The following is a 25,368-nucleotide window of genomic DNA, read 5'->3' as shown; positions in this document are numbered from 1 at the left end:
CTACAGCGCTACGGGCCAGATGTTAATGTGAATAAATTGTTTTCCACAATTCACGAAAAACACCATTTTTCACGCTGAAAATAGGGGTTATTGCTTATCTTCGTTAAGCACCGCTCATCTGCATCTATTACACCAGCGCATTCTTATTATGTCATCAGTTGCCCTCCAGGAAGCCCCGGCTCGCACCGCCGATTTGAAACACACCCTGAAAGAGGTATTTGGCTACGGCCAGTTTCGGGGCACGCAAGAGGCTGTTATTCAGAACGTACTGGCTGGCCACAACACCTTTGTGATTATGCCGACCGGTGCGGGCAAGAGCCTGTGCTACCAGCTGCCGGCCCTCGTGGTGCCGGGCACGGCCATCGTGATTTCGCCCCTCATCGCCTTGATGAAAAACCAGGTCGACCAGCTCGCGGCGTTCGGCGTTAATGCGCAGGTGTACAATTCTACCCTGACCAAGACGGAAATGAATCGGGTGAAAAAAGACGTCATGAACGGCGACGTCCGGCTGCTGTACGTAGCCCCCGAAAGCCTCACCAAAGACGACACTATTGAGTTCCTGCTGAAGTCGACCATCAGCTTCGTGGCGATTGATGAGGCCCACTGCATTTCGGAATGGGGCCACGACTTCCGGCCCGAGTACCGCAAGATTCGCGGCATTATTGACAACTTGGGCGGCAACGTCCCGATTATCGCCCTCACGGCCACGGCCACGCCCAAAGTGCAGCTGGATATCCAGAAAAACCTGCAGATGGACGATGCCTCGGTGTTCAAAACCAGCTTCAACCGCACCAACCTCTACTACGAGGTGCGCGCCAAGCACAACACCAAGAAGCAGCTCATTCAGTACGTGAAGGGGCACAAGGGCAAGGCCGGCATCATCTACTGCCTGAGCCGCAAGAAGGTGGAGGAAATTGCCGAGTTGCTGCGCGTGAACGACGTGCGCGCCCGGCCCTACCACGCCGGCCTCGACCAGCAAACCCGCATCGACAACCAGGACGCTTTCCTCAACGAGGACTGCGACGTGATTGTGGCCACCATCGCCTTCGGCATGGGCATCGACAAGCCCGACGTGCGCTTCGTGATTCACTACGACGCGCCCAAAAGCATTGAGGGCTACTACCAGGAAACCGGCCGCGGCGGCCGCGACGGCCTGGAAGGCAACTGCCTGATGTTCTACAGCTACGACGACATTCTCAAGCTGGAGAAATTCAGTAAGGACAAGCCGGTGACCGAGCGCGACAACGCCCACCAGCTGCTGGCCGAGATGACCAACTACGCCGAAAGCGCCGTGTGCCGCCGCCGCCAGCTGCTGCACTATTTCGGCGAACAGTTGGACACCGACTGCGGCTTCTGCGACAACTGCCGCCACCCCAAGGAGCGGTTTGAGGGCGAAGCGGCCGTGGGCCTGGCCCTGCGCGCCACCGTGCAGACGGAGGCCCGTTTCAACCTGAACCACATTGGGCAGGTGCTGCTGGGGCTGAATAATCCGCACATTGAGAGCTACGCCCACAACGCCCTGCCGGTGTATGGTCAGGGCAAGGCGCTGGGCGACGCGCAGTTCTGGCACTCGGTGCTGCGCCAGTGCCTGCTCAACGGCTTTCTGGAGAAGGACATCGACAGCCTGGGCCTGGTGCGCATCACGGATAAGGGCATCGATTTCATCGAAAACCCGCGCTCCATCACGCTCACCAAGGACCACAACTTCGACGAAGAGCAGAAGGCCGACGAGGAAAAGGAGGAAGGGCAACACGCCGCCGGTCACGACGAAGCCCTGTTCACCCAGCTCAAGGAGCTGCGCAAGCAGGTGGCTAAGCAGAAGAACCTGCCGCCCTACGTCCTCTTCCAGGACCCGAGCCTGAAGGAGATGGCCACCACCTACCCCACTTCGCTGCACGACCTCACGCACGTGTCGGGCGTGGGCCAGGGCAAGGCCCAGAAGTTTGGCGCGCCCTTCGTGGCCGCCATCAAGAAGTATGTGGAGGACAACGATATCGAAACCGCCGAGGACGTGGTGGTAAAGTCGGCCGTGAACCGCTCAAAAATCAAAATCTACGTCATCCAGCAGATTGACAAGAAGATGATGCTGGAGGACATCGCCTCGTCGAAAGGCATTTCGATGGCCGATTTGATGGAGGAAATCGAGCACATCTGCTACTCCGGCACCCGCCTGAACGTTGATTATTACCTGGAGGAAATGGTGGAGCCGGAAGTGCAGGACGAGATTTACGACTACTTCATGTCGGCCAGCACCGACAACATCGCGGTGGCCATGCAGGAGCTGGGCGATGATTTTACCGAAGAAGAATTGCGCCTGGTGCGCATCAAGTTCATCAGCGAAGTGGCCAACTAAAATCACGGATTACGCGGATTTTAGCGGATTTCACGGATTTTGTAGTCGATTCTGCTTTTTGCTTTTTGTTTTCTGGTTTTTTGGTGCGCTCATGCTTTTGGATACCCGGCATAATAAGCTTACTGAGACCATTATTGGGTGCGCGATGAGTGTTCACCGGGAATTGGGCAGTGGGTTTCCGGAAATCATTTATCAGCGCAGTCTGGGTGTCGAGCTGGTGGCGGCTGGCATTGGCTTTCAGGGCGAAGTGCATTTGCCGGTATTTTATAAGGAGACGCCTATTGGGTCGCGCCGGGTAGATTTTCTTGTGGAAGAGCATGTATTGGTTGAGCTGAAGGCCACCAATGAGCTGCTCCCACTGCATCACGCCCAGGTCATCAATTATTTAAAAGCCTACCGGCTCGAAGTAGCGCTACTCATCAACTTCGGCGAAACCAGCCTGAAATTCAAGCGTTTTGTACACAATACCTCGCGTCCCTAACCAGTCCATTCCTTAAAACTGCATAAAACCGCAACACAGCACCCAGGAAAAAGCAAAGGCCCTGCTAAAAAATAGCTGGGCCTTTGCTTTCAGAAAACACCATCATTCAGCCGAACAGAATCGACTACAAAATCCGTGAAATCCGCTAAAATCCGCGTAATCCGTGATTTAGCAGTACTCCTCGAACGCGCCTTGCAGGTTGTTGACGATGCGCATGGCGTCGGAGCCTTCGATGTGGTAGCGCTCAATCATGTGCACCAGCTCGCCGTCTTTGAACAGGGCGATGCAGGGCGAAGAGGGAGGGTACGGGAGCAGGTGCTCGCGCATCTTGGCCACGGCTTCGGTTTCCATGCCGGCGAACACGGTTACGAGTTTGCCGGGTTTTTTGTCGGCGCTGGCCAGGGCCATTTTGAGGGCCGGGCGGGCTTTGGCGGCGGCGCAGCCGCACACCGAGTTCACGGCTACCAGTACGGTGCCTTCATTCGAAGCAAGGGCGGAATCAACTTCCTCGGCGGTCATCAGCTGCTCGAAACCAACTTCGGTGAGGTCCTGGCGGATGGGGGCCACCATGTATTCGGGATATACTGCCATAATTTTCGGGGAATTAAAAAGCGGCGGGGCCGCGTGGGGGTCTACAAAAGTACGAAAGCTTAACCCATTGGGCGCCGGGGAAAGTTTCGGGCAGGACCTACAGGCTGTAGTCTCACTACAAGAACGGTCATGCTGAGCGCAGCCGAAGCATCTCGCGTGTGGTAGTAATTCAATCGTTGAACGATGCGAGCAAGATGCTTCGGCTGCGCTCAGCATGACGTTTTTTCTATCTCGCTACTTCCTTCCGTAGCGCATCCCGAAAAAGTCGTCCTTGTTCCACGTCGGGCGGGCCGCGTCCTGCGCCACCTGGTAGCCGATGAGGAAGCAGAGCTGCACGTATTTGCGGCCGGCCTCGAAATCGAATCGGCCGTTAATGTCGTCCTGCGGCTTGTGGTAGGTGACGGCGCGCCAGGCCTGCACCTGCTGGCTGAGGTCGTTGCGGCCGTCGGCGGTTTTGTTGCCGTACTTGATGTGCAGGGCCGGAATGCCGGCCGTTACGAAGCTGTACTGGTCGCTGCGGATGAAGCGGGTTTGCTCCGGCTCGGGGTCGGGCTCCAGGGTGAGGCCCATGTAGGCGCAGGCGCGGATGGTGGGCCGCAGCAGCGTGGAATGCTGGCCGCCCAGTGCCACCACGCTCAGCAGCGGGGCAATGATGGTGGGCATGTCCATGTTGATATCGGCCACGATTTTGGCCCTGGGCACCGTAGGGTTGGCCGCGAAAGCCGCCGAGCCCAGCAGGCCCAACTCCTCGCCGGTCACAAACACGAAGAGCATGGTGCGCTTCGGCTTTTCCTTGAGCCGGGAGTAGATGTTGGCGATTTCGAGCACGCAGGCCACGCCGGAGGCATTGTCGTGCGCGCCGTTGTAAATCGAGTCCCCGTGTACCGGGGCGGCCACGCCGAGGTGGTCGAGGTGGGCCGAATGCACCACGTATTCCTCACGCAGCTTCGCATCGGAACCGGGGAATTTGCCCACCACATTGAAGCTCTCAATATCCTGATACCGGGCCTGCGCGCTGGCGCTGACGGTCGTTTTCAGGGCTGCCGAGGCGGGCTTGCCGCTGCGCATGGCCGCGAAAACCTGCGTGGTATCCAGTGCCGCCGTTTGCAGGAAGCGCTGGAGCGTGGCCGCGCTCACGGCCCCGTAGAACTGCTGCTGGCTGCCTACGGCGAAGGTGCGGGAGGCTGCTACTTTGCCGTTGGGGCCCAGCACGCTGTAGGTGCCGCGCCTGAGGTCGGGCAGCGCGCCGGCGTGGGCCGAGGCTAGTATCAGGCCCACCGCACCGTGGTCGATGGCCGCCTTCAGCAGCCCCGATAAATCCTGGCTGGCCGAGGCCACCGTGGAGGCAAACGTGCGCGGAGCCCCGCGCACAATCACCACGACTTTGCCCTTTACGTCGAGGCCGGCGTAGTCGTCGTAGCCCAGCTCGGGCGCGCTGATGCCGAAGCCGGCGAAGGCCAGCGGCGCATTGGTGACGGCGGTGGCGGGCAGCTCCGGGCTGGGGTACACGATGTAGTCCTGACCCGCCGTGAGCGGCAGGACGCCGCCCTGCGCATCGCGGGCCGCGAAAGTGGCCCCGGGTTGCAGGAAAGCTCGCCGCAGCCGCACTTTTTGCACGTAGGTACCGGCATCGCCGGCGGGCTGCACGCCCAGGGTTTTGAGCTGCTGCGTCACGTAATCGACGGCCATCTGGTAGCCGGGGGTCCCGGCTTGCCGGCCCAGCAGGCGGTCATCGGCCAGGTAGGCGATGTGCGCTTTGATGGCGGCGGGCTGCGCCTGTTCGAGCGCAGCGGCTACGGGTTTGGGAACGGTGAGCGGCGCTTGCGCTTGCGCGGAGGCGCTCAGGAAGATGGCAGCGAGGAGTGGGAGTAGATTAATTTTCATTATCTGAGGTGTGTAGAACCTCCCGTAAAGAACGTCATGCCGAGCGCAGCCGAGGCATCTCGCTCGCACCGTTGAATCGAAAATCAGCGTCGGTAACAAATTGGATTACTATTGCCCGCGAGATGCCTCGGCTGCGCTCGGCATGACGGGCTAATGCGCTGCATACCGAGCCGATTACAGCGCCAGAATCTGCTTTAGCTCGGCATCGGTTACGGTGAGCAGGCCGACTTTGGGCAGGCGCTGGGTGAGGGTGCGCCAGTTGGGCTCCTGCTTGAAGATGGGTTTCAGCAGGGCCAGGGCGGCGGGCACCTGCTGCTTGTTGGCGAGGGTGATGGCGTGCCAATATTTCATTTCCAGGTTCTGGGGGAACATTTTTTCGGCGGCCTGGTACTCGCGGATGGCGGTGGGCATGTCGTTTTTCTCCACGGCCAGGTCGCCGGCGTTCATGTGCTCGTAGGCGCGGTGCAGGCTGAGGAGGCGGCGCAATTCGGGGAGCGGGGCGGCGCTGTCGTCCACGCGCAGGTCCACGAGGCGGTCGGCCCAGGGGCCTTCGGTGGCGGTGCCGCGCACTACCAGCAGAGCGGCAGATTGGCGGCCCCGAATGTCGCCGCCCACCGCTTGGGCGGCATCGAGCGCAGCCAGCACGCGCTCGGCCAGGGGCAATTTGGCGGCTTGCTCGTAGGCTTTGGCCATGGCGGGCCACACTTTATCGGAGAGCATCATATTGGCCTGCACCGAAAACTGCGCGCCCTGCTGGTGGCCGGCCATGTCGACGCATTTCTTGCCGGTGTGGGTGGCCACCCGGCCCTGATTGTCGAGAATGGCGACCTGGCGCACGTCGCGGCCTTCGTCGTTGCTCAGCAGCTCATCGAGCGCCTGCTGGGCAGTTTTGCCGCTTTTCAGCAGGGCCAGGCCGCGCAGGCCGAACGACTTGTTGGTGAACGACTGCGTGGCCACCACGCCCACCCCAGCTTCGCCCCAGCTCACCGACGTGCCCACCGAAAACCAGTGGCTCTGCACGGCCACGGCCATCTCGCCGGTGGCCGGGTCGCGCGCCACAATGCTGAAGGTGTGGGCAAACGGGTCGGTGGTGGAGTACATCTGGGCGGCGGCGGGCAGGCGCAGCACTAGGAGAAACAGCAGTGGCAGCAGGTATTTGGTCAACATGAGTAGGGGCTTGGGTATGTAGGTGAATAATGGCCTGGGCGGCAAGGTAGGCGGCAGCCGAAACATCCGCTCCCACCCGGGCGTCAAACCCGGATGGGTCCGTTGGGTTTACTTTGCTCCCAACCCCGTGCCATGCCCGACTCCCGACCGCCCGTTATCCGTGCCACGCACCTGCGCAAAGCCTTTGGGGAGCACGCCGTGGTGCGCGACGTCTCGTTCGAGCTCAGGGCCGGCGAAACGCTGGTGCTGCTCGGGCCCAGCGGCTGCGGCAAAACCACGCTGCTCAAACTGCTCAACCGCCTGATTGAGCCCGACGGCGGCACCATCGAAATCAACGGCCAGGACGTGCTGGCCCAGCGCCCCGAAGTGCTGCGGCGCGGCATCGGCTACGTTATTCAGCAGGTGGGGCTGCTGCCGCACTACACCGTGGCCGAGAATATTGCCGTGGTGCCGCGCCTGCTGGGCCATGCGCCGGCGGCCATTGCGGCCCGCACCACGGCATTGCTCACGCGCCTGCACCTGCCCCCGGCGCGCTACGCCGGGCAGTACCCGCACCAGCTTTCGGGCGGGCAGCAGCAGCGCGTGGGCCTGGCCCGCGCCCTGGCCGCCGACCCGCCCATTGTGCTGCTCGACGAGCCTTTCGGGGCTCTCGACCCGCTGACGCGGGCCAGCATCCGGCGCGAGTTTCGGGAGCTGGAAGAGCTGCGGAGCAAAACCGTGGTGCTCGTGACCCACGACGTGACCGAAGCCTTCGAGCTGGCCGACCGCATCCTGCTGCTCGATGCCGGGCAGGTGCAGCAGCTGGGCACGCCGCGCGAGCTGCTGTTTCGGCCCGCCAATGATTTCGTGCGCCGCTTTTTCGCCGCCGAGCGGCTGGCTTTGCAACTGCGCACCCTCACGCTGGGCGACGTTTTCCCGGCCCAAGAAGTATTCGGCTTCGAAATCGGACCTCCGAAGCCCGATTTCGAGGGTCCGAAGCCCGAATTCGAGCTAAAAAGGACCGAAATCGAGCCAATGAATGTCGAAATCGAGCAAAAAAGGACCGATTTCGGGGGTCCGACCCTCGAATTCGAGCCAAAGAGGACCGAAATCGAGCAAAAAAGGCCCGAAATCGGGGGTTCGACCCTCGAAATCGAGCCAAAGAGGACCGAAATCGAGCAAGAAAGGCCCGAAATCGAGGTTTCGAAGCCCGAATTCGAGCCAAAGAGGACCGAATTCGAAGGTCCGACCCTCGAATTCGAGCCAAAGAGGACCGAAATCGAGGGTCGAACCCTCGATTTAACTACTGCCACGACGGTACACGATGCCCTGGAGGCCTTGACCGGCGTTGGGCCGACCGCCGCCCGATTCACCCTGGCCCAATTGATGGCGGCTTTCGGCGAGGCGCTGCAACGAGAGGAGGACGCATGGAAACGCTAAGCGCGCTGTTCACCTTCTGGCACGCGCAGGCCGGCAAGCTGGGCGAGCAAACCGTGCAGCACATCGGCCTCACGGCGGGCTCGCTGCTGCTGGGGGTGCTGGTGGGCGTGCCGCTGGGGTTGTTTTTGTCGAGAAGGCCACGCTGGGCCCCGGCGGTGCTGGGCCTGGCCGGCGTGCTCCAGACGGTGCCCAGCATCGCCCTGCTCGGCGTGCTGATTCCGCTGCTGGGCATCGGGCCGAAGCCGGCCATCCTCGCGCTGCTGCTGTACTCGCTGCTGCCCATTATTCGCAACACGCTGGCGGGCATCCGGGGCGTGCCGCCGGCCGTGGTGGAAGCCGCCCGCGGCCTCGGCCTCACCGATTGGCAGGTGCTGCGCCGGGTGGAGCTGCCGCTGGCCCTGCCCGTGCTCATGGCCGGCATCCGCACGGCTACCGTCATAAACGTGGGCGTGGCCACGCTGGCGGCCTACGTGGCGGCGGGCGGGCTGGGCGAATTCATATTCGGCGGCATCGCGCTCAACAATCCGGTGATGATACTGGCCGGGGCGCTGCCCGCCGCCGGGCTGGCGCTGGCCTTCGATGCGCTGCTGGGTGGCGTGCAAAAGCTGAGCACAAAGCGCCTGGGGCAGGTGGGCGCGGCCCTGCTGGTGCTGCTGCCGCTGCTGGGCGGGCTGTATTTGCTGCCCCGCGCCACGGGCAAGCTGCTGGCCGGGTTCAGCCCCGAGTTTGTGGGCCGCGCCGATGGCCTGCCCGGCCTCACCAAAGCCTATGGCCTCACGCGCCTGCCCAGCGTGGTGCTGGCCCCCGCGCTGGTGTACGAGGCCGCCCGCCACGCCGACGTGGACGTTATCGACGGCTACTCGACCGATGGCCGCATCCGGGCCTACGGCCTGCGCGTGCTCCGCGACGACCGCCGCGTGTTTCCGCCCTACTACGCCGTGCCGGTGGTGCGCCCCGCCCTCCTGCGCCAGCACCCCGAGCTAAGCGCCGTGCTGGCCCAGCTCGATGGGCAGATTTCCGACTCGGCCATGACCAACCTGAACTACCGGGCCGACTACCTGCACCAGGACCCCAAAGCCATTGCCGAAGCCTTTCTGCGGCGGCGCGGGCTGTGGCGCGCCCCCCGCCCAGCCGTGGCCGGCGCACCGGTGGTGAAGCTGGGCTCGAAGATTTTTGCCGAGCAATACATTCTCGCTGAGATGTACGCGGCCCTCATTCGCGGCAATACTGACCTGGCCGTGCAAACCAAAACCGGCCTCGGCGGCACCACCATCTGCTTCGAGGCCCTGCGCAACGGAGCCATCGATATGTACCCCGAATACACCGGCACCGGCCTGCTGGTGCTGCTCCAGCCCCGCCCGGCCGTGGTCGACTCGCTGGGGGGCCGGCCGGCCGCGGTGCTGAGCTACGTGCGGGCTGAATTCCGGCGGCGCTTCGGGCTGGAGTGGCTGGCCCCGCTGGGCTTCAACAACACCTACGCCCTGCTTATGCGCGGCCAGCAGGCGCGGGAATTGGGCATAGTGAGCGTGTCGGATTTGGGCGGCTACCTGCGGGAGTAAAACTCGTCATTCGCACGGCTTCGACTCATTAAAAAGCTCCTGCAATGATGCAGGAGCTTTTTAATGAGTCACTTCTTACTGCTGCAGCTCCCGCAACGGGCCTAGTGCGCGACTGTGAGGCGCATCATCTCGGTTTTTCCGTTCAGGATTAGCCGGCACGCGTAAAGACCGGTGGTCAGGCCCTGGGTTTTGAGCGAGATTGAGTAGAGCTGCCCTCCCAGCACGTTGCCATCGTAGATGGTGGCCACGCGCTGGCCCATTTCATTGTACACTTCCATGCGGGCCGGCCCATCGAGCGGAGCCCGGAACGAAACCACAGCCAACTCGGTGGCCGGGTTGGGGTACACGGCCAGCTCGGTGGCACCGTTGCCTGCGGCGATACCCGCACGGAGGGCCGGGCTCGTGCAGGCACCCAGCTTGTCGCCGGCGTGGTTCAGCAGGTGTGCCGGCACGGCACTGGCCGCGATGCACAGCTCCTTGCCTCCGTGGCAGACAATGACCTTATTCTTATCGCAGTACGCATTGATGACCGTGATTGTAACGCTGGTCGTGGCTATGCAGCCGTACAGATTAGTCGCAGTCACGGTGTAGGTGAAGATACCGGGCGTGGTAGCTGTGAATACCGGACTGCCAATCATGGGGTTGCTCAGGCCAACGGCGGGGCTCCACACGTAGCTCATGCCTCCCGTGGCGACCAGCGTAGCACTCTGCGGCCCGTAGCCGATGTACAGATTGCTTGGCACGCCGCCCGTGTACACATTGGTGGCGGGCACCACGGCCACGCTCGGCGCCGGAATGGTGCCCCCCACAGTAACCACGGCCGAGGCAGTCGATACGTTGCCGTGCACATCGGTCACGGTCAGCACCACAGTGTTATTCCCGATGTCGGCGCAGGTAAAGGCCATGCGGTCGAGGGCGAGGCTGGCTATGCCGCAGGCATCGGAGCTGCCATTGTCCACCTGGGCCGGCGCGACCCTGGCCATCCCGCCTACCAGGGTTACGGTCACGTTTTGCGCCACTGCCGTTGGGGGCGTCACGTCGCTCACTTTCACGGTAAAGGTTTCGCTATTGGTCCCGCAGGAGTTGGTGGCCGTGGCCGTGACGGTGGTAGTGCCCACCGGAAAGTCGTAGGGCGAGGCGATGGGCGCCCCCCCAACCGTATAGCTCAGCGTGGGCGTGGTGCCCGTGGCGGTGGCCTGGAAGCTCACCGAAGCACCGCACAGACCAGCATCGGTAGTAGTGGTAACGGTGGCGGGCGCTGCCACAACCGGAGCGGTACAAAATACCAGCGGAGTAAAGGCCAGAATATTTTGACGTAGGTTATGCGCATTGGCCAGAGGGGCATGAAAGCTTGCCGAAGTCATGCCCCCTACGAAGACGTATCCGCTGCCCCAGGTTTTGTATCCCAGACTGGTACCTGCGCTGCTAGTGATAACGGTACTCAGTCCTGGCCCGGATACCGTCGCGTGCGAGAAGGAGACACCCATAAATGAACTGCCCGCTGGCGCGGATGGTCCAGTTGCGATGGGATGTCCGACTGAAACAGTCCCAGCGTCGGAAGCGAGGCTATAGTTACCATTGAAATTGAGGGTTATCCCTCCGAAACCAAAACCTATATTGCCGCCTTGGTTGGGGGCCGCATTAAGTAGCAAGTGCCCACCGGCGGCAACCCAGTTTTCAATCACTGCCCGGTTGGCCTGCAAAAAGGTGTTTAAGGCGTTGGCACCTAAATCACTGCCCTCCAGAAAAACAAATTGTCTGGTAGAAGAGAATATGGTAGCCGCCGAAGCGGACTCCAAGAATAATGACTCCCAGTTTGCAGCCCCAAATGCGCCATTCATGTCACTGACGTTGCTATTTTCTCCGTTGAGAGCAGCGAATTCCCCTCCGGCTGCAAATCTGCCGGTACTCCAGGGCACATTGGTAGAGCGAACATAGGCAGCCGGAGCAGCCATCATCCGATTTGCTAGTGCCGGTCGCGTGGCAGCTGCCAGCCTTTTCACAGTTAGGGCAGCCCGTGCTTCGGGGTCGTCAGCGCTGCGCATGCTAAGTGGCATTGTGACCAATTTCGCGGCAGACGGGGCCGGAGTTACTGTCGGCGTTGTCCGCGATGCAACTCCATTTTTTTGTGCATACCCACTTGGCAACAGCCCTAGCAAGCAACAAGCGAGCAACAGAACGTAAGTCGAATGTTTTTTCATGATTGCGCTAATAAGAGTGAAATAGATTGAGCACTGTCTTCTAATTTCCTTGAGAAGACAGTTTACAAATGAAATATTATTTTTTAATTTTACAAGTATTTATTTTCATTTAATTTATAGTAAATAAAGTTTTTTCTTTTAAAATCAATATTATTATAGGAAATATATCCATATAAGAACTAAATATATTATTTTAATACTATTTATAATAATTTAAAAAATCTTGTCTCCGTATTAATTTTGCGCTCACAGAATGGCCAACCCCTCCTACCTTACCACCGCCACCCCCGCTGATGCTCCCCAACTCACCGCTTTCGTGAACCGCGCCTACCGCGGTGAAGAGGCCCGCCAGGGTTGGACCACCGAGGCCGACCTGCTCGACGGCCAGCGCATTGACGAGCCTGGAATGCGCGACCTGCTGGCTGCGCCCGACACCGCCATGCTGCTCTGCCGCAGCGCCGACAACGAACTGCTGGGCAGCTTCTACGCCCAGATAAATGGCCCCGTGGTGTACCTCTCCATGCTGGCCGTGGCCCCGGCCGGGCAACGCCAGGGCGTGGGCCGGTTCCTGCTGAGCGCGGCCGAGAACTACGGCCGGCAGCACGGCTGCACCGTGAGCAAAATGACCGTCATCTCCGTGCGCGCCGAGCTCATTGCCTACTACGAGCGGCGCGGCTACCACCTCACCGGGGCCACCGAGCCCTTCCCCACCGACCCGCGCTACGGCATCCCCAAGCAGCCCCTGACGCTGCTGGTGCTGGAGAAACCGCTGCAATGAGGAATGGCAAAAGCCCAGGGGCGGCTATGCGTCACCTAACTTTACGCCAAAATCGACTCATCTCTTCCACCAGTTTAAATGAACCGCGTTGGCCTTGTTCTACTCCTGCTTTTATTGAGTACCACCGGGTATGGGCAGGGACGGCGCCGCAACCTGCTGGAAGCAGCAGCACACGGAAAATACCAGCCGGGCTGGTACACCTTGCAGGACGGCTCGCGCCACGCGGGCAAGCTGCGGATGTGGCAGACACTCAGCCGTAATTCGATACAGGTAGACCAAGGCAAGGCCGACCCTATTAACCTGACGCCCGAACAGCTGCGGCACGTTGTGATGGGCCGCGATTCGTTTGTTGTGGCACGGCAGGTACCCTTGGCCGGCCATCCGATGACAGTGCCCTTTGGTGAGGCCGACTTCTACCGGGTAGTGCTGAAAGGCAAACTCCAGGTGTTGCAGCACGACCAACTGGTACCCGGATATGGCATGTACGAAGGCTCCCACCACGACCTGGCCTGGGTGTTGCGTCCCGCCGACAAAGCCGATTTGGTTGTCTTGCCCTCCGAGGAAAAGGCGTTTGCCCAAGAGGTGCCGGCCTTTTTTATCGACAACCCGGACCTGGCCCAGCGGATACGGGCCGGGTTGGTTGGTCACGTTGATTTCAAACGGATTGTGTACGCCTACATCTTTCGCAAAGATGTAGAGCAGGTATCGTACGAGGAAGCGGCCACCATTTTTCAGTAGCGTGGCCTAGCGGTTTTTGCCGCCCAGTATGCGCTACCGGTGCAGATTCCACTCCTGATGGACAATTCGACCGGAGCCACCGAGCCCTTTCCCACCGACCCGCGCCCCGGCAGCCCCTAACGCTGCTGGTGCTGGAGAAGCCGCTGAGCTAAGGTGGCGGGCCACCTGGCGGCCGAGGAGGTTAGGGCCGCCAGCGAAACGACTGCGCGTCCTGCGCGCGCATGGTGCAGAGCACGCCGTCGAGGTGGTCGCATTCGTGCTGAAGCAGTTCCGAAACTGCGCCCTGCACCGCCCAGCGCTGCGGCTGCCAGTGCTCGTCGCGGTATGTCACGGTGAGGGAAACGTGCCGCTGCACCCGCACCAGCAGGTTGGGGAAGCACATGCAGTCGTCCCACAGCTCGAACAGCTCAGGGCTCAAATCGGTGAGCTCGGGGTTGAGCAGGATGATGGGGCGGCCGTCGAGGTGCAGGTACACCAGGCGCTTCATCACGCCGAGCTGCGGGGCGGCGATGCCCCGGCCGAAGTGGTATTTGGCGCGCACTTCCTGCATCACGTGGTGCAGGTCGGCCACCCAGCCGGGCACCAGGGGCAGGTCGGCTTCCGTCACGGGCACGCAGGTTTCGTAGAGGCGCGGGTCGCCCAGCAGTACCATATCGGCCAGAGTTTTCATGAGATGGTTTGAGTGAAGATTGAGCATGAAATGAGCACGGAAATAAAACGTCATGCTGAGCTTGCCGAAGCATCTCTACCGCGCAAGTAATCAGATTTACTATGGCGGTAGAGATGCTTCGGCAAGCTCAGCATGACGTGCTTTTTCGCCTTGATATCAGTCGCGGTAGTTCAGCGCCGGCTTGCGGTCGCCGAGCAGGGGCTTGTACACGTAGCTGCCCACTTTCTGCTTCAACTCCGCTTTCGCCTTGGCGACCAACTCGGCATCGCTGAATAAGTCGATGGCCGTGAGCGTGATGGTTTTGGCGGCCACCATCATGCCCTTGCTGCCGATTTCCTTGCCGCTGCACGCCACGGCCTGCCAGCTGTGAGCGGGCGTGCCGGGTATCCAGGTGGCGGCCAGCAGGCCCACGGTGGGCACCACGTAGCTCACGTCGCCTACGTCGCTGCTGCCGCCCAGGTCGCGCAGGGTGTAGGGCGCTACTTCGGCAGCTTGCGCAACGGGCGGCGCGGGCACACCCAGCGACTCCTGAATTTTCTTCCCGAAAGCCACTTCCTCAGCCGTGTAACTCACGCCGCCCACCTGCTCCAAGTTGCGCTGCAGGGCGTGGGCCAGGGTTTCGTTGATGAGTAGGTCGTGCGTGCCGCCGATAATCTCATAGTCCATGGTGGTGCCGGTGCCTAGGGCGGCGCCCTCGGCGGCTTTCACCACGCGGTCGAACACGGCCTGCACGTCGGCGCGGTTGGGGTGGCGCACGTAGTAGTACACCTCGGCGAAGTGGGGCACCACGTTGGGGGCCTTGCCGCCGTTGGTGATGACGTAGTGAATACGGGTTTCCTGGGGCACGTGCTCGCGCATCATGTTCACCATGTTGTCCATCGCCTCCACGCCGTCGAGGGCGCTGCGGCCCCGCTCGGGCGCGGCGGCGGCGTGCGCGGCCACGCCGTGAAACCGGAACTTGGCCGACGAATTGGCGATGTACTTGCCGACCATCGTGGCGTTTTCGCTGCCGGGGTGCCAGTGCACCACCGCGTCCACGCCCTCAAACAGGCCGGCGCGCACCAGGTACACCTTGCCGCTGCCGCCTTCCTCGGCCGGGCAGCCGTACACCTTCACGGTGCCGTGCAGCTTGCCTTCCTTCAGCAGCTTCTTGATTTCGATGCCGGCCGCCACGCTGGCCGTGCCGAAGAGGTTGTGGCCACAGCCGTGCCCCGCGTTCTGCCCCGCGATGGGCGACTTCTCGGCCACGGCCTGCTGGGCCAGCCCCGGCAGCGCATCATACTCGGCCAAGATGCCAATGACCGGCTTGCCGCTGCCATAGGTAGCCACGAAAGCCGTGGGGATATCAGCCACGCCAGCTTGCACCGTGAAGCCGTTTTTGCGCAGCGTTTCCTGCAGCAGGGCCGAGCTTTTGGCTTCCTTGTAGCCCATCTCGGCGAAGCCCCAGATGCGCTGAGCCACTTGCTGGTACTCGGCGTAGTGCGCCTGCAAATCCTGCAGGGCCTCGGCTTTGAGGGCATCCGTGGGCGGCAGGGCCGGGTGGAACGCCGTTAGCAGCCCGGCGCTCAGCAAGGCCAGAGTCGTATATTTTCTCATCGGAGGGAATTTCTGAAACAGCGTAATGAGCCAACGCTCCAGCCGAAATTACCACCAGATGGCGGTTAAGCACTGATGGAGAATCGGAGTTGGGAATATTTTTGATAATCAGCGCTTTTGCACTGTTGTGCAGCCCTTCCTGGCCAGCCGGCCCGCTGGCGCGGCGAGCCGTCAACTTCCGTCGAAATCCAACGCCACGTCGCCACCCACGGGGTAGCCGGTGCAGGTCAGCACCAAGCCCCGCGCCAGGTCGCGTTCGGTGAGGACTTCGTTGTTGCTCATCCAGACCTGGCCCTGGGTGCAGCGCACGGCGCAGCTGCCGCACTGGCCCACTTCGCAGCTGTAGGGCAGCTTCAGGCCCTGCCGCTTGGCGGCCTGCAGAATGGTGTGCGGGAATTGCACCGGCAGCCGGTGCCGCTGGCCGCGCATGGTGAGCGTTACCGAGTGCGGCGCGGTATCGGGCGGCACCAGCGGGGCGTGGGGCGCAACGCCGGTGCTGAATAATTCGCGGCGAATGTGGGCCAGCGGCAGGCCGGCTTCGTGCAGGCCATAGGTGCCCATGCGCATGTAGTTGAGCGGGCCGCACACGTAGGCCAGCGTGTGGGCGGGGGCGGCGGGGGCGTGCCGGGCCACCAAGGTTTCGAGCAGCTCTTTGTGGAGGCGGGCACGGTAGAGCGCGGGGGTATTGCTGAAAAACAGCTCCAGGTGCAGCTGCCGGGGGAAGCGCCGCGCCAGGGCCTGCAGCTCATCCAGAAACAGCGCTTCGGCCACCGAGCGGTTGCTGTAGAGCAGCAGCACGGCCAAATGAGGATGGTCGTGCAGGGCCGTTTTGAGCAGCGAAAACAGCGGCGTGATGCCGTTGCCTGCCGCCAGCATAATAATCTGCTGGTAGGCCGCCAAATCGGGCGGGAACGTGAAGAAGCCACCGGCCCCGCTGGTTTGCAGCGTATTGCCCACCCGGGCCTGGTCCACGAGCCAGCGGGAAAACAGGCCGTTATCCACCCGCTTCACGGTGATGGCCGGGGCCTCGTGCAGCGTCGGGGCCGAGCTGAACGAATACGACCGGCGCACTTCCGTGCCGTGCGTACTGCGCACCAGCGTCAGGTATTGGCCGGCTTGATACTCGATTTCTTCGCCGGGCTGGGGCCGCAGCACAAGGGTGCGGGTACTGGGGCCGTGCTGATGAATGGCCGCAATCGTGAGCAGCTGATAAGCGTCGTCCTGCATGGCACCGGCCGGGTATAAGGCCCGCTAAACTTACGAAACTTACGGCACCAGCTTTTCGGCCCGAAACAGGTCATCGGCTGCTTGCAGCAGCTTGGCGCGCAGCTGCGGATTATAGTCAGGATGAGCGGCCAGAAAGGTGCGCACCGTGGCCGCCGCGGCGGGCGACTGGTAAGCCCCCAGCGTGGCCTGCAGCCAGGAATACGGAAAAAATATGTCGCCGGTGAGCTGGATTTCCTGGAGCAGGTCCAGGCTGGCGGGCAGGTAGTTGGAGGACGTGGCCTGCCGCAATGGGTGGTGCAGGTAGCCCAGCGCGGCCGTCACCCAGGCTTCTTTTTCGCGGTTCTTCTCGTCCTTTAAGGAAGCAAAAAATGCGTCGCGGGTGGCCGCGTCGGGAGCCAGCGCGGGCATGAGAAACTGCAGCCGTAGGCGGCGGTCAGCGTTTTTGATGCGGGTGAGCTGCTCGGGCAGAATGGGCTGCGCGGGCGCGGGGTAGTCGCGCACGGCCAGCGCCAGGGCCAGGGCGGTGTAGTCGTCCTCGGTCAGCTTCACGCCGGCGGGGGCCTTCTGCGCTTGCCAAATCTGGTAGAGGCGGACCTGCGCGGGCTTGGTGAGGGCCACGGACTGGTAGGTTTTAAAGAGCAGCTTTTTGGCGTTGGCCGACGGGTTTTTCTGCAAAGCAGTCCACAAGTCCTGCTCCAGGGCGGGCCCCACGGCCAGCCGCTGGGCCGGACTCAGAAACTGCCAGAAGATGGCGCTGGCCTGGCCCGTGAGCAGCTTCAGGTTCAACTCTTCGGGCTCCTGGGTCAGGGCCTGGCGGTACAGGTTCAGCAGCGCCAGCGGCTTGATGACCTCACCGTTGAGCATGTTCTCGTACAAATTGACATAAGCGGCGGCGCGGGCCACGGGGTTTTTCAGCGCCGCCAGCCTGGCGGGCAACTGCGGCGCTACCGGAAACACGCCGTAGCCAAGGCCCGTTGAGTTGAACAGGATGAAGCTGGGCGCGGGCTCGCCCACGGCCTGGGGCAGCGCCGCGGTGCGCTCGGTCATGTTCACGGTCAGCTCTTTGGTACGGCCGTCGGGGTACACCAGCAGCAGCTCAAACAGCTGGGGCCAGAGGCGGTCGGAGCCATCTTCGGCGCGCTGGGTGAGGCTGAGGCTGGTGATTTTGCCGGCCCTAGTTTTCAGCTCGTGGCTGAAAACGGGGCGACCGGGCTGGTTCACCCACACCTGGTTCCAGGCCTGGAGGTCGGCGGGCGTGCGGGCATCCAGCAGGTTGATGAGGTCGGGCCAGGTGGCGTTGCCGTGGGCGTATTTGCGCAGGTATTCGCGCAGGCCCTGCTGGAAGGCTTCGGGGCCCATCAGCCGCTCCAGCTGGCGCATCATCACGGGCGCTTTGTGGTAGATGATGTTGCCGTAGAGCGAGCCCGCGTCCTGCAAATTGGCCAGCGGCTGGCGGATGGGATTGGCCCCGGCGGTGCGGTCGATGCCGTAGGCGGCGGGGTAGTGGTCGATGACGAATTTGAGGTCGTAATTCGAGTTTTTCACCGCCACCTGGGTGATTTTATCAGCCATGAAATTGGCGAACACCTCCTTCATCCACACGTCGTTAAACCACTGCATGGTCACCAAATCGCCGAACCACATGTGGGCCGTTTCGTGCGACACCAGGTTGGAACGGGCCAGCACCTGGTCCTGCGTCGCGCCCTCGTCCAGAAACAGCGTCGCGGCCTTGTAATCAATGGCCCCGACGTGCTCCATACCGCCGTACTGGAAGTCGGGAATCGATACAAAATCGAACTTCTGAAACGGGTACGGCAGGCCCGTGTACTGCTCCATAAAGCTCAGCGCATCGGCGTGCAGCTGGAAGATGGGCCCGAGGCTGCTTTGCAGCTTGGCCGGGTCGGTTTCGCGGTGCAGGAAGCTCATGGCCCGGCCGTTCAGCACGCGGTTCAGGCGCGAGAATTTGCCCGCCGCGAAGGAAAACAGGTAGGTGCTGATGCTGTCGGAAGTGGCAAACGTGTACTGTTTGGTAGCGCCGTCGCGGGCAGAATCGCGCACCGGAGCATTGGCCATGGCCTGCCAGCCCAGCGGCACGGTGAGGGCCAGGGTGAAGGTGGCTTTCAGGTTGGGCTGGTCGAAAACGGGCACGACGGTACGGGCGCGGTCGGGCACCAGCAGCGTGTAGAGGTATTCCTCGTTGCGGTTGAGCGACTGTTCGCCGGCCGTGAGGCTGATTTCGGCCACGTTGTGGCCCAGTTTCAGGGCAGCGGCGGGCAGCACGAGGTGCTCGTTGCGGTGGTCAATTGCGACCGGCTGGCCGTTGATTATCAGACTATGCAGATTGGCGGTGGGCGCTTTGAAATCGAGCTGCACCGGGTGCTGGTTGTCGCGCAGATGAAACGAGACGGATTCGCTGACTTCGATGGGCTCGGCCTTGCGGGCCGGAATGGTCAGGTTCAGGTTATAGGCCACGCCGCTGATGTTCTGCTTGCGCGCTACGGCCAGCGTTTCCGAAACCCCGGTGGTAACGGGTGGGTCGGGAACTGCAGTTGCTGCTGCCACGCGGGACTCCGCCGGCGGTGCGATGGTCTGGAACAGTGGTTGGCGCTGGCAGGCGGCGGCCAGCAGCGTGAGCACAACCGCCCCGGCCCTGCCATATTTACGAAAGCGAAGATTCATTGGAAACACCAGTGCTGAGAGTCTCAAAAGTAACCGCCGCCCCGTGAGTTCCGTCCTGCCGCCACCTGCCCCTGCCTTACCCCCCGTGCGGCTGTATCCGCTGGGCGACGCGGCCGTGGTGCTGGAATTTGGCAGCGACATCAGCCCGGCCACGCACCGCGCCATCGCGGCGTTTAGCACCTATCTGGCCCGGCAGCCCTTCGCCGGCTTGCGCGAAACCGTGCCCGCCTTCACCACCCTCACCGTGTACTACGACCCGTGGCAACTGAGCGAAAACGGCCGGCAGCAGCCATATGGGCGGGTTGTGGAAATCCTACGTCAATTGCTGGCCGCCGCCACGGCCACTGACGCACCGGCCGAAACTTCCGTAGTGGACATTCCGGTGTGCTACGGCGGCGGGTTCGGGCCCGATTTAGCATTCGTGGCCCAGCACGCCGGGCTGACCACGGACCAGGTTATCGCGCTGCATTCCAACGCCGAGTATCTGGTGCACATGATTGGTTTCGCGCCCGGCTTTCCCTATTTGGGTGGGCTCGATGCGCGGCTGGCCACGCCGCGCCGGCCGCAGCCACGGGCGCTGGTACCGGCCGGCGCGGTGGGCATCGCGGGCCCGCAAACGGGCATTTACTCGTTGCCCACGCCGGGCGGCTGGCAGCTTATCGGCCGTACGCCGTGGCGGCTTTTCAATCCCGAATGGGCCGCGCCCAGCCGGCTGCGGGCCGGCCAGCACCTGCGCTTTGTGCCTATCAGCGACGCCGAATTCACGCGGCTTCAGCAACAGGAGCTTCTATCATGAGCCTGCGCATCCTCCGCCCCGGTCTGCTGACTACCGTGCAGGACCTCGGCCGCTTCGGCTACCAGCAGGACGGCATTATCGTGAGCGGGGCCGCCGATGCCGTGGCCCTACGCGTGGCCAACCTGCTGGTAGGCAACGACGAGCACGCCGCAGGCCTCGAACTCACGATTCTAGGGCCCAGAATCCGCTTTGAAGCCGACCACCTCATTGCCCTTACCGGCGCGCACCTCTCCCCGAGTATCAACGGCCAGCCGGTGAGCCACAACCGCGCCGTGTGGCTGGCGGCTGGCGCGGAACTGGCCTTCGGGCCAGCCCTGGCGGGGTGCCGCGCCTACCTCGCGGTGGCGGGCGGCGTGGCCGTGCCGGTGGTGCTGGGCAGCCGCGCCACCTACCTGCGCGCCGGGTTTGGTGGACTGCACGGCCGGACGCTGCGGGCCGACGACGAGCTGCCAATTGGAAACCCATCGGAAACTGGCAGTGCGCTCCAACAGCAGTTGGCCACCCGCCAAACCGCCTGGGCGCAAACCCGCTGGACGCCCGGCCCCAGCCTCTGCCCCACGCCCCGTCCTGAGCCCGTTATTCGCGCCCTGCGCGGGCCGGAATACGAACAGTTTTCGACCGAAAGCCAGCTGCGTTTCTGGCACGAGCCGTTCACCGTGACCGCCGAGGCCGACCGCATGGGCTACCGGCTGCAGGGCCCGACCCTGGAGCGGCTGGTGGAACCGGAGCTGCTGTCCAGCGCCGTCACGTTTGGCACGGTGCAGGTGCCGGCCGGCGGGCAGGCCATCGTGCTGCTGGCCGACCACCAGACCACCGGCGGCTACCCCCGAATTGCCCAGGTAATCAGCGTTGATTTCGCGGTGCTGGCGCAGGTGCGGCCGGGGCAGGCTATTCGCTTTTCGGAAGTAACGCTGGCCGAGGCGCAGGCGCTGTACCTTGCGCGGGAACGGCGGCTGCGGGAACTGCGGCGGGGGATTTCTGCACACGTCAACCTCACCCCCTGACCCCCTCTCCCGCGGAGAGGGGGCACCGGTTTTGCCCTCAAGTATTTACGCCAACGCTCAATTTGCGCCAAACCGGTGTCCCCTCTCCGCGGGAGAGGGGGTCAGGGGGTGAGGTTGACGCGGAGGCCGACCATTCCACCTATGCTAACCCATGCCCAAAACCCACTCCGTTGACCTGAACTGTGACATGGGCGAAAGCTTCGGGGCCTGGACCCTGGGCCACGACGCGGCCCTGCTACCCTTCATCACCTCGGCCAACATTGCCTGCGGCTTTCATGCCGGCGACCCGGCCGTGATGAAGGCCACCGTGCGCGCCGCCTTGCGCCATAACGTGGCCATCGGCGCGCATCCCGGGCTGCCGGATTTGGTCGGTTTCGGCCGGCGCAATATGGATATTTCGGCAGAAGAAGCATTTGATATGACGGTGTACCAGCTGGGCGCGCTGGCGGCAGTGACCCGGGCCGAAGGCGGCCAGCTGCATCACCTCAAGCCCCACGGCGCGCTCTACAATATGGCCGCCACCAACGCCGCCTTGGCCGAAGCCATTGCCGAAGCCGTGTATAAAGTGCAGCCCGAGCTCACCCTCTACGGCCTGGCCGGCTCGGAGCTGACCAAGGCCGGCGAGAAAATCGGCCTGCGCACCGCCCACGAAGTCTTTGCCGACCGCACCTACCAGGCCAACGGCACGCTCACGCAGCGCCGCCAGCCCGATGCCCTGATTACCAACGCCGAGGTCGCCATCGCGCAGGTGCTGCGCATGATGCAGGCGGGCCAGGTGCGCACCCGGCAGGGCACCGACGTAGCCATTCGGGCCGATACCGTGTGCCTGCACGGCGACGGCGCGCACGCCCTGGAATTCGCCCAGCGCCTGCACGCGGCCCTGCGTCAGGCGGGCGTGCTACTGCAAGCCGGCCCCGCGGCCAACGCCCAATGAGGCCGGCCATCCCCAAAGCCCGGTGGTTTGGCGGGGCCAGCCTCGGGGCCGCGTTTCTGATGGCTAACTCGTCCATCGGGCCGGGCTTTCTGACGCAGACCACGGTATTCACGCAGCAGCTGCTCACCAGCTTCGGATTCGTTATTCTGGTGTCGGTGGTGCTCGATATCGGCGCGCAGCTCAATACCTGGCGCATCCTCACGGTGAGCGAGCTGCGGGCCCAGGATTTGGCCAACCGGCTGTTGCCGGGCCTAGGCTATTTCCTGGCGGCGATGGTGATTCTGGGCGGCTTCGCGTTCAACATCGGCAACATTGCCGGCTGCGGACTGGGGCTGAACGTGCTCACGGGCATATCGTTTGAGCAGGGCGCAATTATCAGCTGCGGGGTGGCGCTGGTGCTGTTCTGGGTGCGCGAAATTGGGAAGATGCTCGACGGATTTACTAAGATTCTCGGCACCGTGAAGATTCTGCTCACGCTGGGTATTGCGTTCAGCGCGCACCCGCCCCTGCTGCAGGCGCTGCACCACACGCTGCTGCCGGTCAAAATCAGCGCGGCGGCGATTGTCACTATCGTGGGCGGCACGGTGGGCGGCTACATCACGTTTTCGGGCGCGCACCGACTGCTCGATGCGGGCATCAAAGGCATTGAAAACCAGGCGGAAGTGACGCGCAGCGCCGTGAGCGGTATCGTAATTTCCACCGTCATGCGGTTCGTGCTGTTTCTGGCCATCGTGGGCGTGCTCAGCCACGGAGCGGTGCTGGAAGCTGACAACCCGGCGGCGGGCGTGTTCCGCTCGGCGGCGGGCGAGGTGGGCTTTCGCATTTTCGGGGTGATTTTGTGGAGCGCGGCCATCTCCTCGGTGGTGGGCGCGGCCTACACGTCGGTATCGTTTTTCAAGACTTTTCATCCCGTCTTTGCGCGTTATGAGCGGCTGTGCATCTCGGTGTTCATCCTGCTTTCGACGGGGATTTTCGTACTGGTCGGCAAGCCCACGCAGCTGCTGATTTTTGCCGGAGCCATCAACGGGCTCATCCTACCCATTGCCCTGGGCATCGTGCTGGTGGCGGCCACCAACCGCCGCCTGATGGGCAGCTACCGCCACCCACGCTGGATGCTGGCCGCCGGCTGGGTGGTGGTAGTGGTGATGGGCGGCCTCAGTGTGCCCGTGCTCGTGGAGCAGGTAAGCGGATTCTGGCGATGAGTAATGAGTAGAAAGAACGTCATGCCGAGCGTAGCCGAGGCATCTCGCGTGCAGCAGTAATCCAATCGATTGGTTTACTTGCACAAGCGAGATGCCTCGGCTACGCTCGGCATGACGTTCTTTTCTTGTTCGATTCCGACCCAAAACCGCCATGAACATCGCTACCTCAGCCCCCGCCCCCGGCCTCACCAGCCCCGACTTGGCCCCGGTGCCGCTGGCCGGGCGCACCTGGGGCACCGGCAACTACGCCGCGCTCTGGATTAGCATGAGCCTGTGCATCCCGACCTATATGCTGGCCAGCTCGCTCATCGAGGGCGGCATGAACTGGTGGCAGGCGCTGCTCACCATCTTCCTGGGCAACAGCATCGTGCTGGTGCCCATGCTGCTCAATGGCCGGGCCGGGGCACAGTACGGCATCCCGTTCCCGGTGTTTGCGCGGGCCAGCTTTGGGGTGCGCGGGGCCAATGTGCCGGCCCTGCTCCGGGCCATCATTGCCTGCGGCTGGTTCGGGATTCAGACCTGGATTGGGGGCTACGCGCTGTATCAGATGGCGGTGCTGTGGGTGCCGGGGCTGGCCACGCTGCCGGCCATTTTTCCGGCCAGCTGGGGGCTGGCTACAGGGCCGGCGGGGCTGTTCTTCCTGTTCTGGCTATTGAATATGTACGTGGTGCACAAGGGCGTGGAGAGCATTCGGAAGCTCCTGGTGTTCAAGGCATTTTTTCTGCCGGTGGCGGCCCTGGCGCTGCTGTGGTGGGCCATCTCGGCGGGCAATGGGCTGGGGCCGATTCTGGCGCAGCCCAGCAAATTCACCTCTAGCGCGCAGTTCTGGGCGTTTTTCTTTCCCTCGCTCACGGGCATGGTAGGCTTCTGGGCTACGCTCTCGCTCAATATTCCGGATTTCACCCGCTACGCCACCAGCCAGCGCGCCCAGCAGATGGGCCAGGCGATAGGGCTGCCCACCTCGATGACGCTGTTTTCCTTCGTGGGCGTGGTCGTGACGTCGGCCACGTTCGTCATTTATGGCAAGACCATCTGGGACCCCGTGGTGCTGGCTGGCAAGTTCGAGAGCAGGCTGCTGGTGAGCGGGGCCATGCTGGCGGTGGCGCTGTCTACGCTGGCCACCAACATCGCGGCCAACATCGTGAGCCCGGCCAACGACTTCGCCAACTTCTCGCCCACCCGCATCAGCTTCAAAACCGGCGGCTACATCACCGGCGTTATCGGCCTGCTCATCTTTCCATGGAAACTCATTGCGGACCCTTCGGGCTATATTTTCACCTGGCTGGTGGGCTACTCGGGGCTGCTGGGGCCCATCGGCGGCATCATGATTGTGGATTATTACCTCATCCGTCATCAGCAGCTCGACGTGGCTGATTTGTACCAGTACACCGGCCGCTACGCCTACCGCCACGGCTTCAACCCTGCCGCCATCATTGCTCTCATCATTGGCGTGCTGCCCAATGTGCCGGGCTTCCTCACTATCATTGGCGTACTGGAAAAAGGCACTGTGTGGCCGGCGCTGGTAGCCGTGTACAACTACGCGTGGTTCGTGGGCTTCCTGGTTTCGGGTGGCGTGTATTGGGGGCTGATGCGCGGGCAGCTCGCCGGCCGGCCCGCCGAAATGATGGCTCCGGCCGGCGTACGGGCCGGGACTTTTTCTTCAATCACGCAATAAATACTCGTCATGGTAGAAGTACAGCCGCAGGGCGATGTCGTCGTTTTCAACGTGCAGGGCCTGCACAAAATCTGGGCCCTGAAAAGCCAGCTCACCATCCCGCGCGCCCACATTCGGGGGGCCCGGCAGGATGCCGAAGCCGTGAGCCGCTGGTGGAAAGGCTGGCGCGTGGGCACCCACGTACCCGGCCTGCTCACGGCCGGCACGTTCTACTTCGAAGGCCAGCAGATTTTCTGGGACGTGGCCAACGCCGACCACGCCGTCATCATCGACCTGCACGATGAGGACTACCACCAGCTCATCATCGAAGTGGAAGACCCGGCCGCCGTGCTGGCGCTTTTTGCCTAACAAACAAGGAGTTGAAGGCGTTTTACAGCGCGTTTTCACCCGCAAATAAACGCCTTTAACTCCGTG

At 62.7% G+C, this 25,368-nt stretch carries 20 protein-coding genes; 12 read left to right on the top strand and 8 right to left on the bottom strand.

Annotation, left to right across the window (positions count from 1 at the left end; genetic code table 11):
- Window positions 1-148: 148 nt before the first annotated feature.
- Window positions 149-2,353 (top strand): DNA helicase RecQ, encoded by a 2,205-nt coding sequence (gene recQ, locus ABD819_RS08735; RefSeq protein WP_345123168.1) that lies wholly within the window; start codon window positions 149-151, stop codon window positions 2,351-2,353.
- Between the two features lie 58 nt (window positions 2,354-2,411).
- Complete coding sequence (locus ABD819_RS08730; protein WP_345123166.1) at window positions 2,412-2,834, top strand: GxxExxY protein; 423 nt, start codon at window positions 2,412-2,414, stop codon at window positions 2,832-2,834.
- Between the two features lie 168 nt (window positions 2,835-3,002).
- Here ABD819_RS08730 and ABD819_RS08725 read toward each other — a convergent pair whose 3' ends face one another.
- From ABD819_RS08725 to ABD819_RS08715, 3 genes are all read right to left on the bottom strand, one after another.
- Window positions 3,003-3,425, bottom strand: a complete 423-nt coding sequence (locus ABD819_RS08725; RefSeq protein WP_216678984.1) for a BrxA/BrxB family bacilliredoxin — start codon at window positions 3,423-3,425, stop codon at window positions 3,003-3,005.
- A gap of 234 nt (window positions 3,426-3,659) precedes the next feature.
- Window positions 3,660-5,309: a M28 family peptidase gene (locus tag ABD819_RS08720; protein ID WP_345123162.1), complete on the bottom strand. Its 1,650-nt coding sequence runs from the start codon at window positions 5,307-5,309 to the stop codon at window positions 3,660-3,662.
- A gap of 174 nt (window positions 5,310-5,483) precedes the next feature.
- Window positions 5,484-6,476: a DUF1028 domain-containing protein gene (locus ABD819_RS08715; protein WP_345123160.1), complete on the bottom strand. Its 993-nt coding sequence runs from the start codon at window positions 6,474-6,476 to the stop codon at window positions 5,484-5,486.
- 132 nt (window positions 6,477-6,608) lie between these two features.
- Between ABD819_RS08715 and ABD819_RS08710 the strand changes: the two genes are divergently transcribed.
- Window positions 6,609-7,895 carry an ABC transporter ATP-binding protein gene (locus ABD819_RS08710; protein ID WP_345123158.1) on the top strand — a complete coding sequence of 429 codons (1,287 nt, stop codon included), beginning with the start codon at window positions 6,609-6,611 and terminating at the stop codon, window positions 7,893-7,895.
- Window positions 7,883-9,454, top strand: a complete 1,572-nt coding sequence (locus ABD819_RS08705; protein ID WP_345123156.1) for an ABC transporter permease/substrate-binding protein — start codon at window positions 7,883-7,885, stop codon at window positions 9,452-9,454. Before ABD819_RS08710 ends, ABD819_RS08705 begins: the two co-directional genes overlap by 13 nt.
- A gap of 101 nt (window positions 9,455-9,555) precedes the next feature.
- Here the strand turns inward: ABD819_RS08705 and ABD819_RS08700 are convergent, their stop codons facing one another.
- Window positions 9,556-10,719 (bottom strand): T9SS type A sorting domain-containing protein, encoded by a 1,164-nt coding sequence (locus ABD819_RS08700; protein WP_345123154.1) that lies wholly within the window; start codon window positions 10,717-10,719, stop codon window positions 9,556-9,558.
- A gap of 1,189 nt (window positions 10,720-11,908) precedes the next feature.
- Here ABD819_RS08700 and ABD819_RS08695 point away from each other — a divergent pair.
- Complete coding sequence (locus ABD819_RS08695; protein WP_345123152.1) at window positions 11,909-12,433, top strand: GNAT family N-acetyltransferase; 525 nt, start codon at window positions 11,909-11,911, stop codon at window positions 12,431-12,433.
- A 114-nt stretch (window positions 12,434-12,547) separates the two neighbouring features.
- Window positions 12,548-13,171: a hypothetical protein gene (locus tag ABD819_RS08690; RefSeq protein ID WP_345123150.1), complete on the top strand. Its 624-nt coding sequence runs from the start codon at window positions 12,548-12,550 to the stop codon at window positions 13,169-13,171.
- 181 nt (window positions 13,172-13,352) lie between these two features.
- Here ABD819_RS08690 and ABD819_RS08685 read toward each other — a convergent pair whose 3' ends face one another.
- From ABD819_RS08685 to ABD819_RS08670, 4 genes are all read right to left on the bottom strand, one after another.
- Window positions 13,353-13,841 carry a peptide deformylase gene (locus ABD819_RS08685; RefSeq protein ID WP_345123148.1) on the bottom strand — a complete coding sequence of 163 codons (489 nt, stop codon included), beginning with the start codon at window positions 13,839-13,841 and terminating at the stop codon, window positions 13,353-13,355.
- Between the two features lie 156 nt (window positions 13,842-13,997).
- Window positions 13,998-15,437 (bottom strand): amidohydrolase, encoded by a 1,440-nt coding sequence (locus ABD819_RS08680; RefSeq protein ID WP_345123145.1) that lies wholly within the window; start codon window positions 15,435-15,437, stop codon window positions 13,998-14,000.
- A 171-nt stretch (window positions 15,438-15,608) separates the two neighbouring features.
- Window positions 15,609-16,664 (bottom strand): 2Fe-2S iron-sulfur cluster-binding protein, encoded by a 1,056-nt coding sequence (locus ABD819_RS08675; protein WP_345123142.1) that lies wholly within the window; start codon window positions 16,662-16,664, stop codon window positions 15,609-15,611.
- Between the two features lie 39 nt (window positions 16,665-16,703).
- Complete coding sequence (locus ABD819_RS08670; RefSeq protein ID WP_345123139.1) at window positions 16,704-19,343, bottom strand: M1 family aminopeptidase; 2,640 nt, start codon at window positions 19,341-19,343, stop codon at window positions 16,704-16,706.
- Between the two features lie 85 nt (window positions 19,344-19,428).
- Here ABD819_RS08670 and pxpB point away from each other — a divergent pair, with 85 nt between their 5' ends.
- The 6 genes from pxpB to ABD819_RS08640 all read left to right on the top strand — a co-directional run bounded on the left by pxpB (window position 19,429) and on the right by ABD819_RS08640 (window position 25,302).
- On the top strand, window positions 19,429-20,139 hold the full coding sequence (gene pxpB / locus ABD819_RS08665; RefSeq protein WP_345123137.1) for a 5-oxoprolinase subunit PxpB: 711 nt from the start codon (window positions 19,429-19,431) through the stop codon (window positions 20,137-20,139).
- Window positions 20,136-21,143 carry a 5-oxoprolinase subunit C family protein gene (locus ABD819_RS08660; protein WP_345123135.1) on the top strand — a complete coding sequence of 336 codons (1,008 nt, stop codon included), beginning with the start codon at window positions 20,136-20,138 and terminating at the stop codon, window positions 21,141-21,143. Before pxpB ends, ABD819_RS08660 begins: the two co-directional genes overlap by 4 nt.
- A 151-nt stretch (window positions 21,144-21,294) precedes the next feature.
- Window positions 21,295-22,077 (top strand): LamB/YcsF family protein, encoded by a 783-nt coding sequence (locus ABD819_RS08655; RefSeq protein ID WP_345123133.1) that lies wholly within the window; start codon window positions 21,295-21,297, stop codon window positions 22,075-22,077.
- A complete protein-coding gene (locus tag ABD819_RS08650; protein WP_345123131.1) occupies window positions 22,074-23,279 on the top strand; it encodes an NRAMP family divalent metal transporter in 1,206 nt (401 codons plus the stop codon). Before ABD819_RS08655 ends, ABD819_RS08650 begins: the two co-directional genes overlap by 4 nt.
- Before the next feature lie 151 nt (window positions 23,280-23,430).
- The gene (locus ABD819_RS08645) at window positions 23,431-24,954 is read left to right on the top strand and encodes an NCS1 family nucleobase:cation symporter-1 (RefSeq protein WP_345123128.1); all 1,524 of its coding nucleotides are present in this window, start codon (window positions 23,431-23,433) and stop codon (window positions 24,952-24,954) included.
- 9 nt (window positions 24,955-24,963) lie between these two features.
- Window positions 24,964-25,302, top strand: a complete 339-nt coding sequence (locus ABD819_RS08640; protein WP_345123125.1) for a hypothetical protein — start codon at window positions 24,964-24,966, stop codon at window positions 25,300-25,302.
- Window positions 25,303-25,368 lie beyond the last annotated feature (66 nt).

The organism is Hymenobacter antarcticus, from assembly GCF_039539545.1.
GTDB lineage: Bacteria > Bacteroidota > Bacteroidia > Cytophagales > Hymenobacteraceae > Hymenobacter > Hymenobacter antarcticus.
Note: the sequence above shows the minus strand (reverse complement) of the source record. Positions and strands in the feature narration are given on the sequence as shown.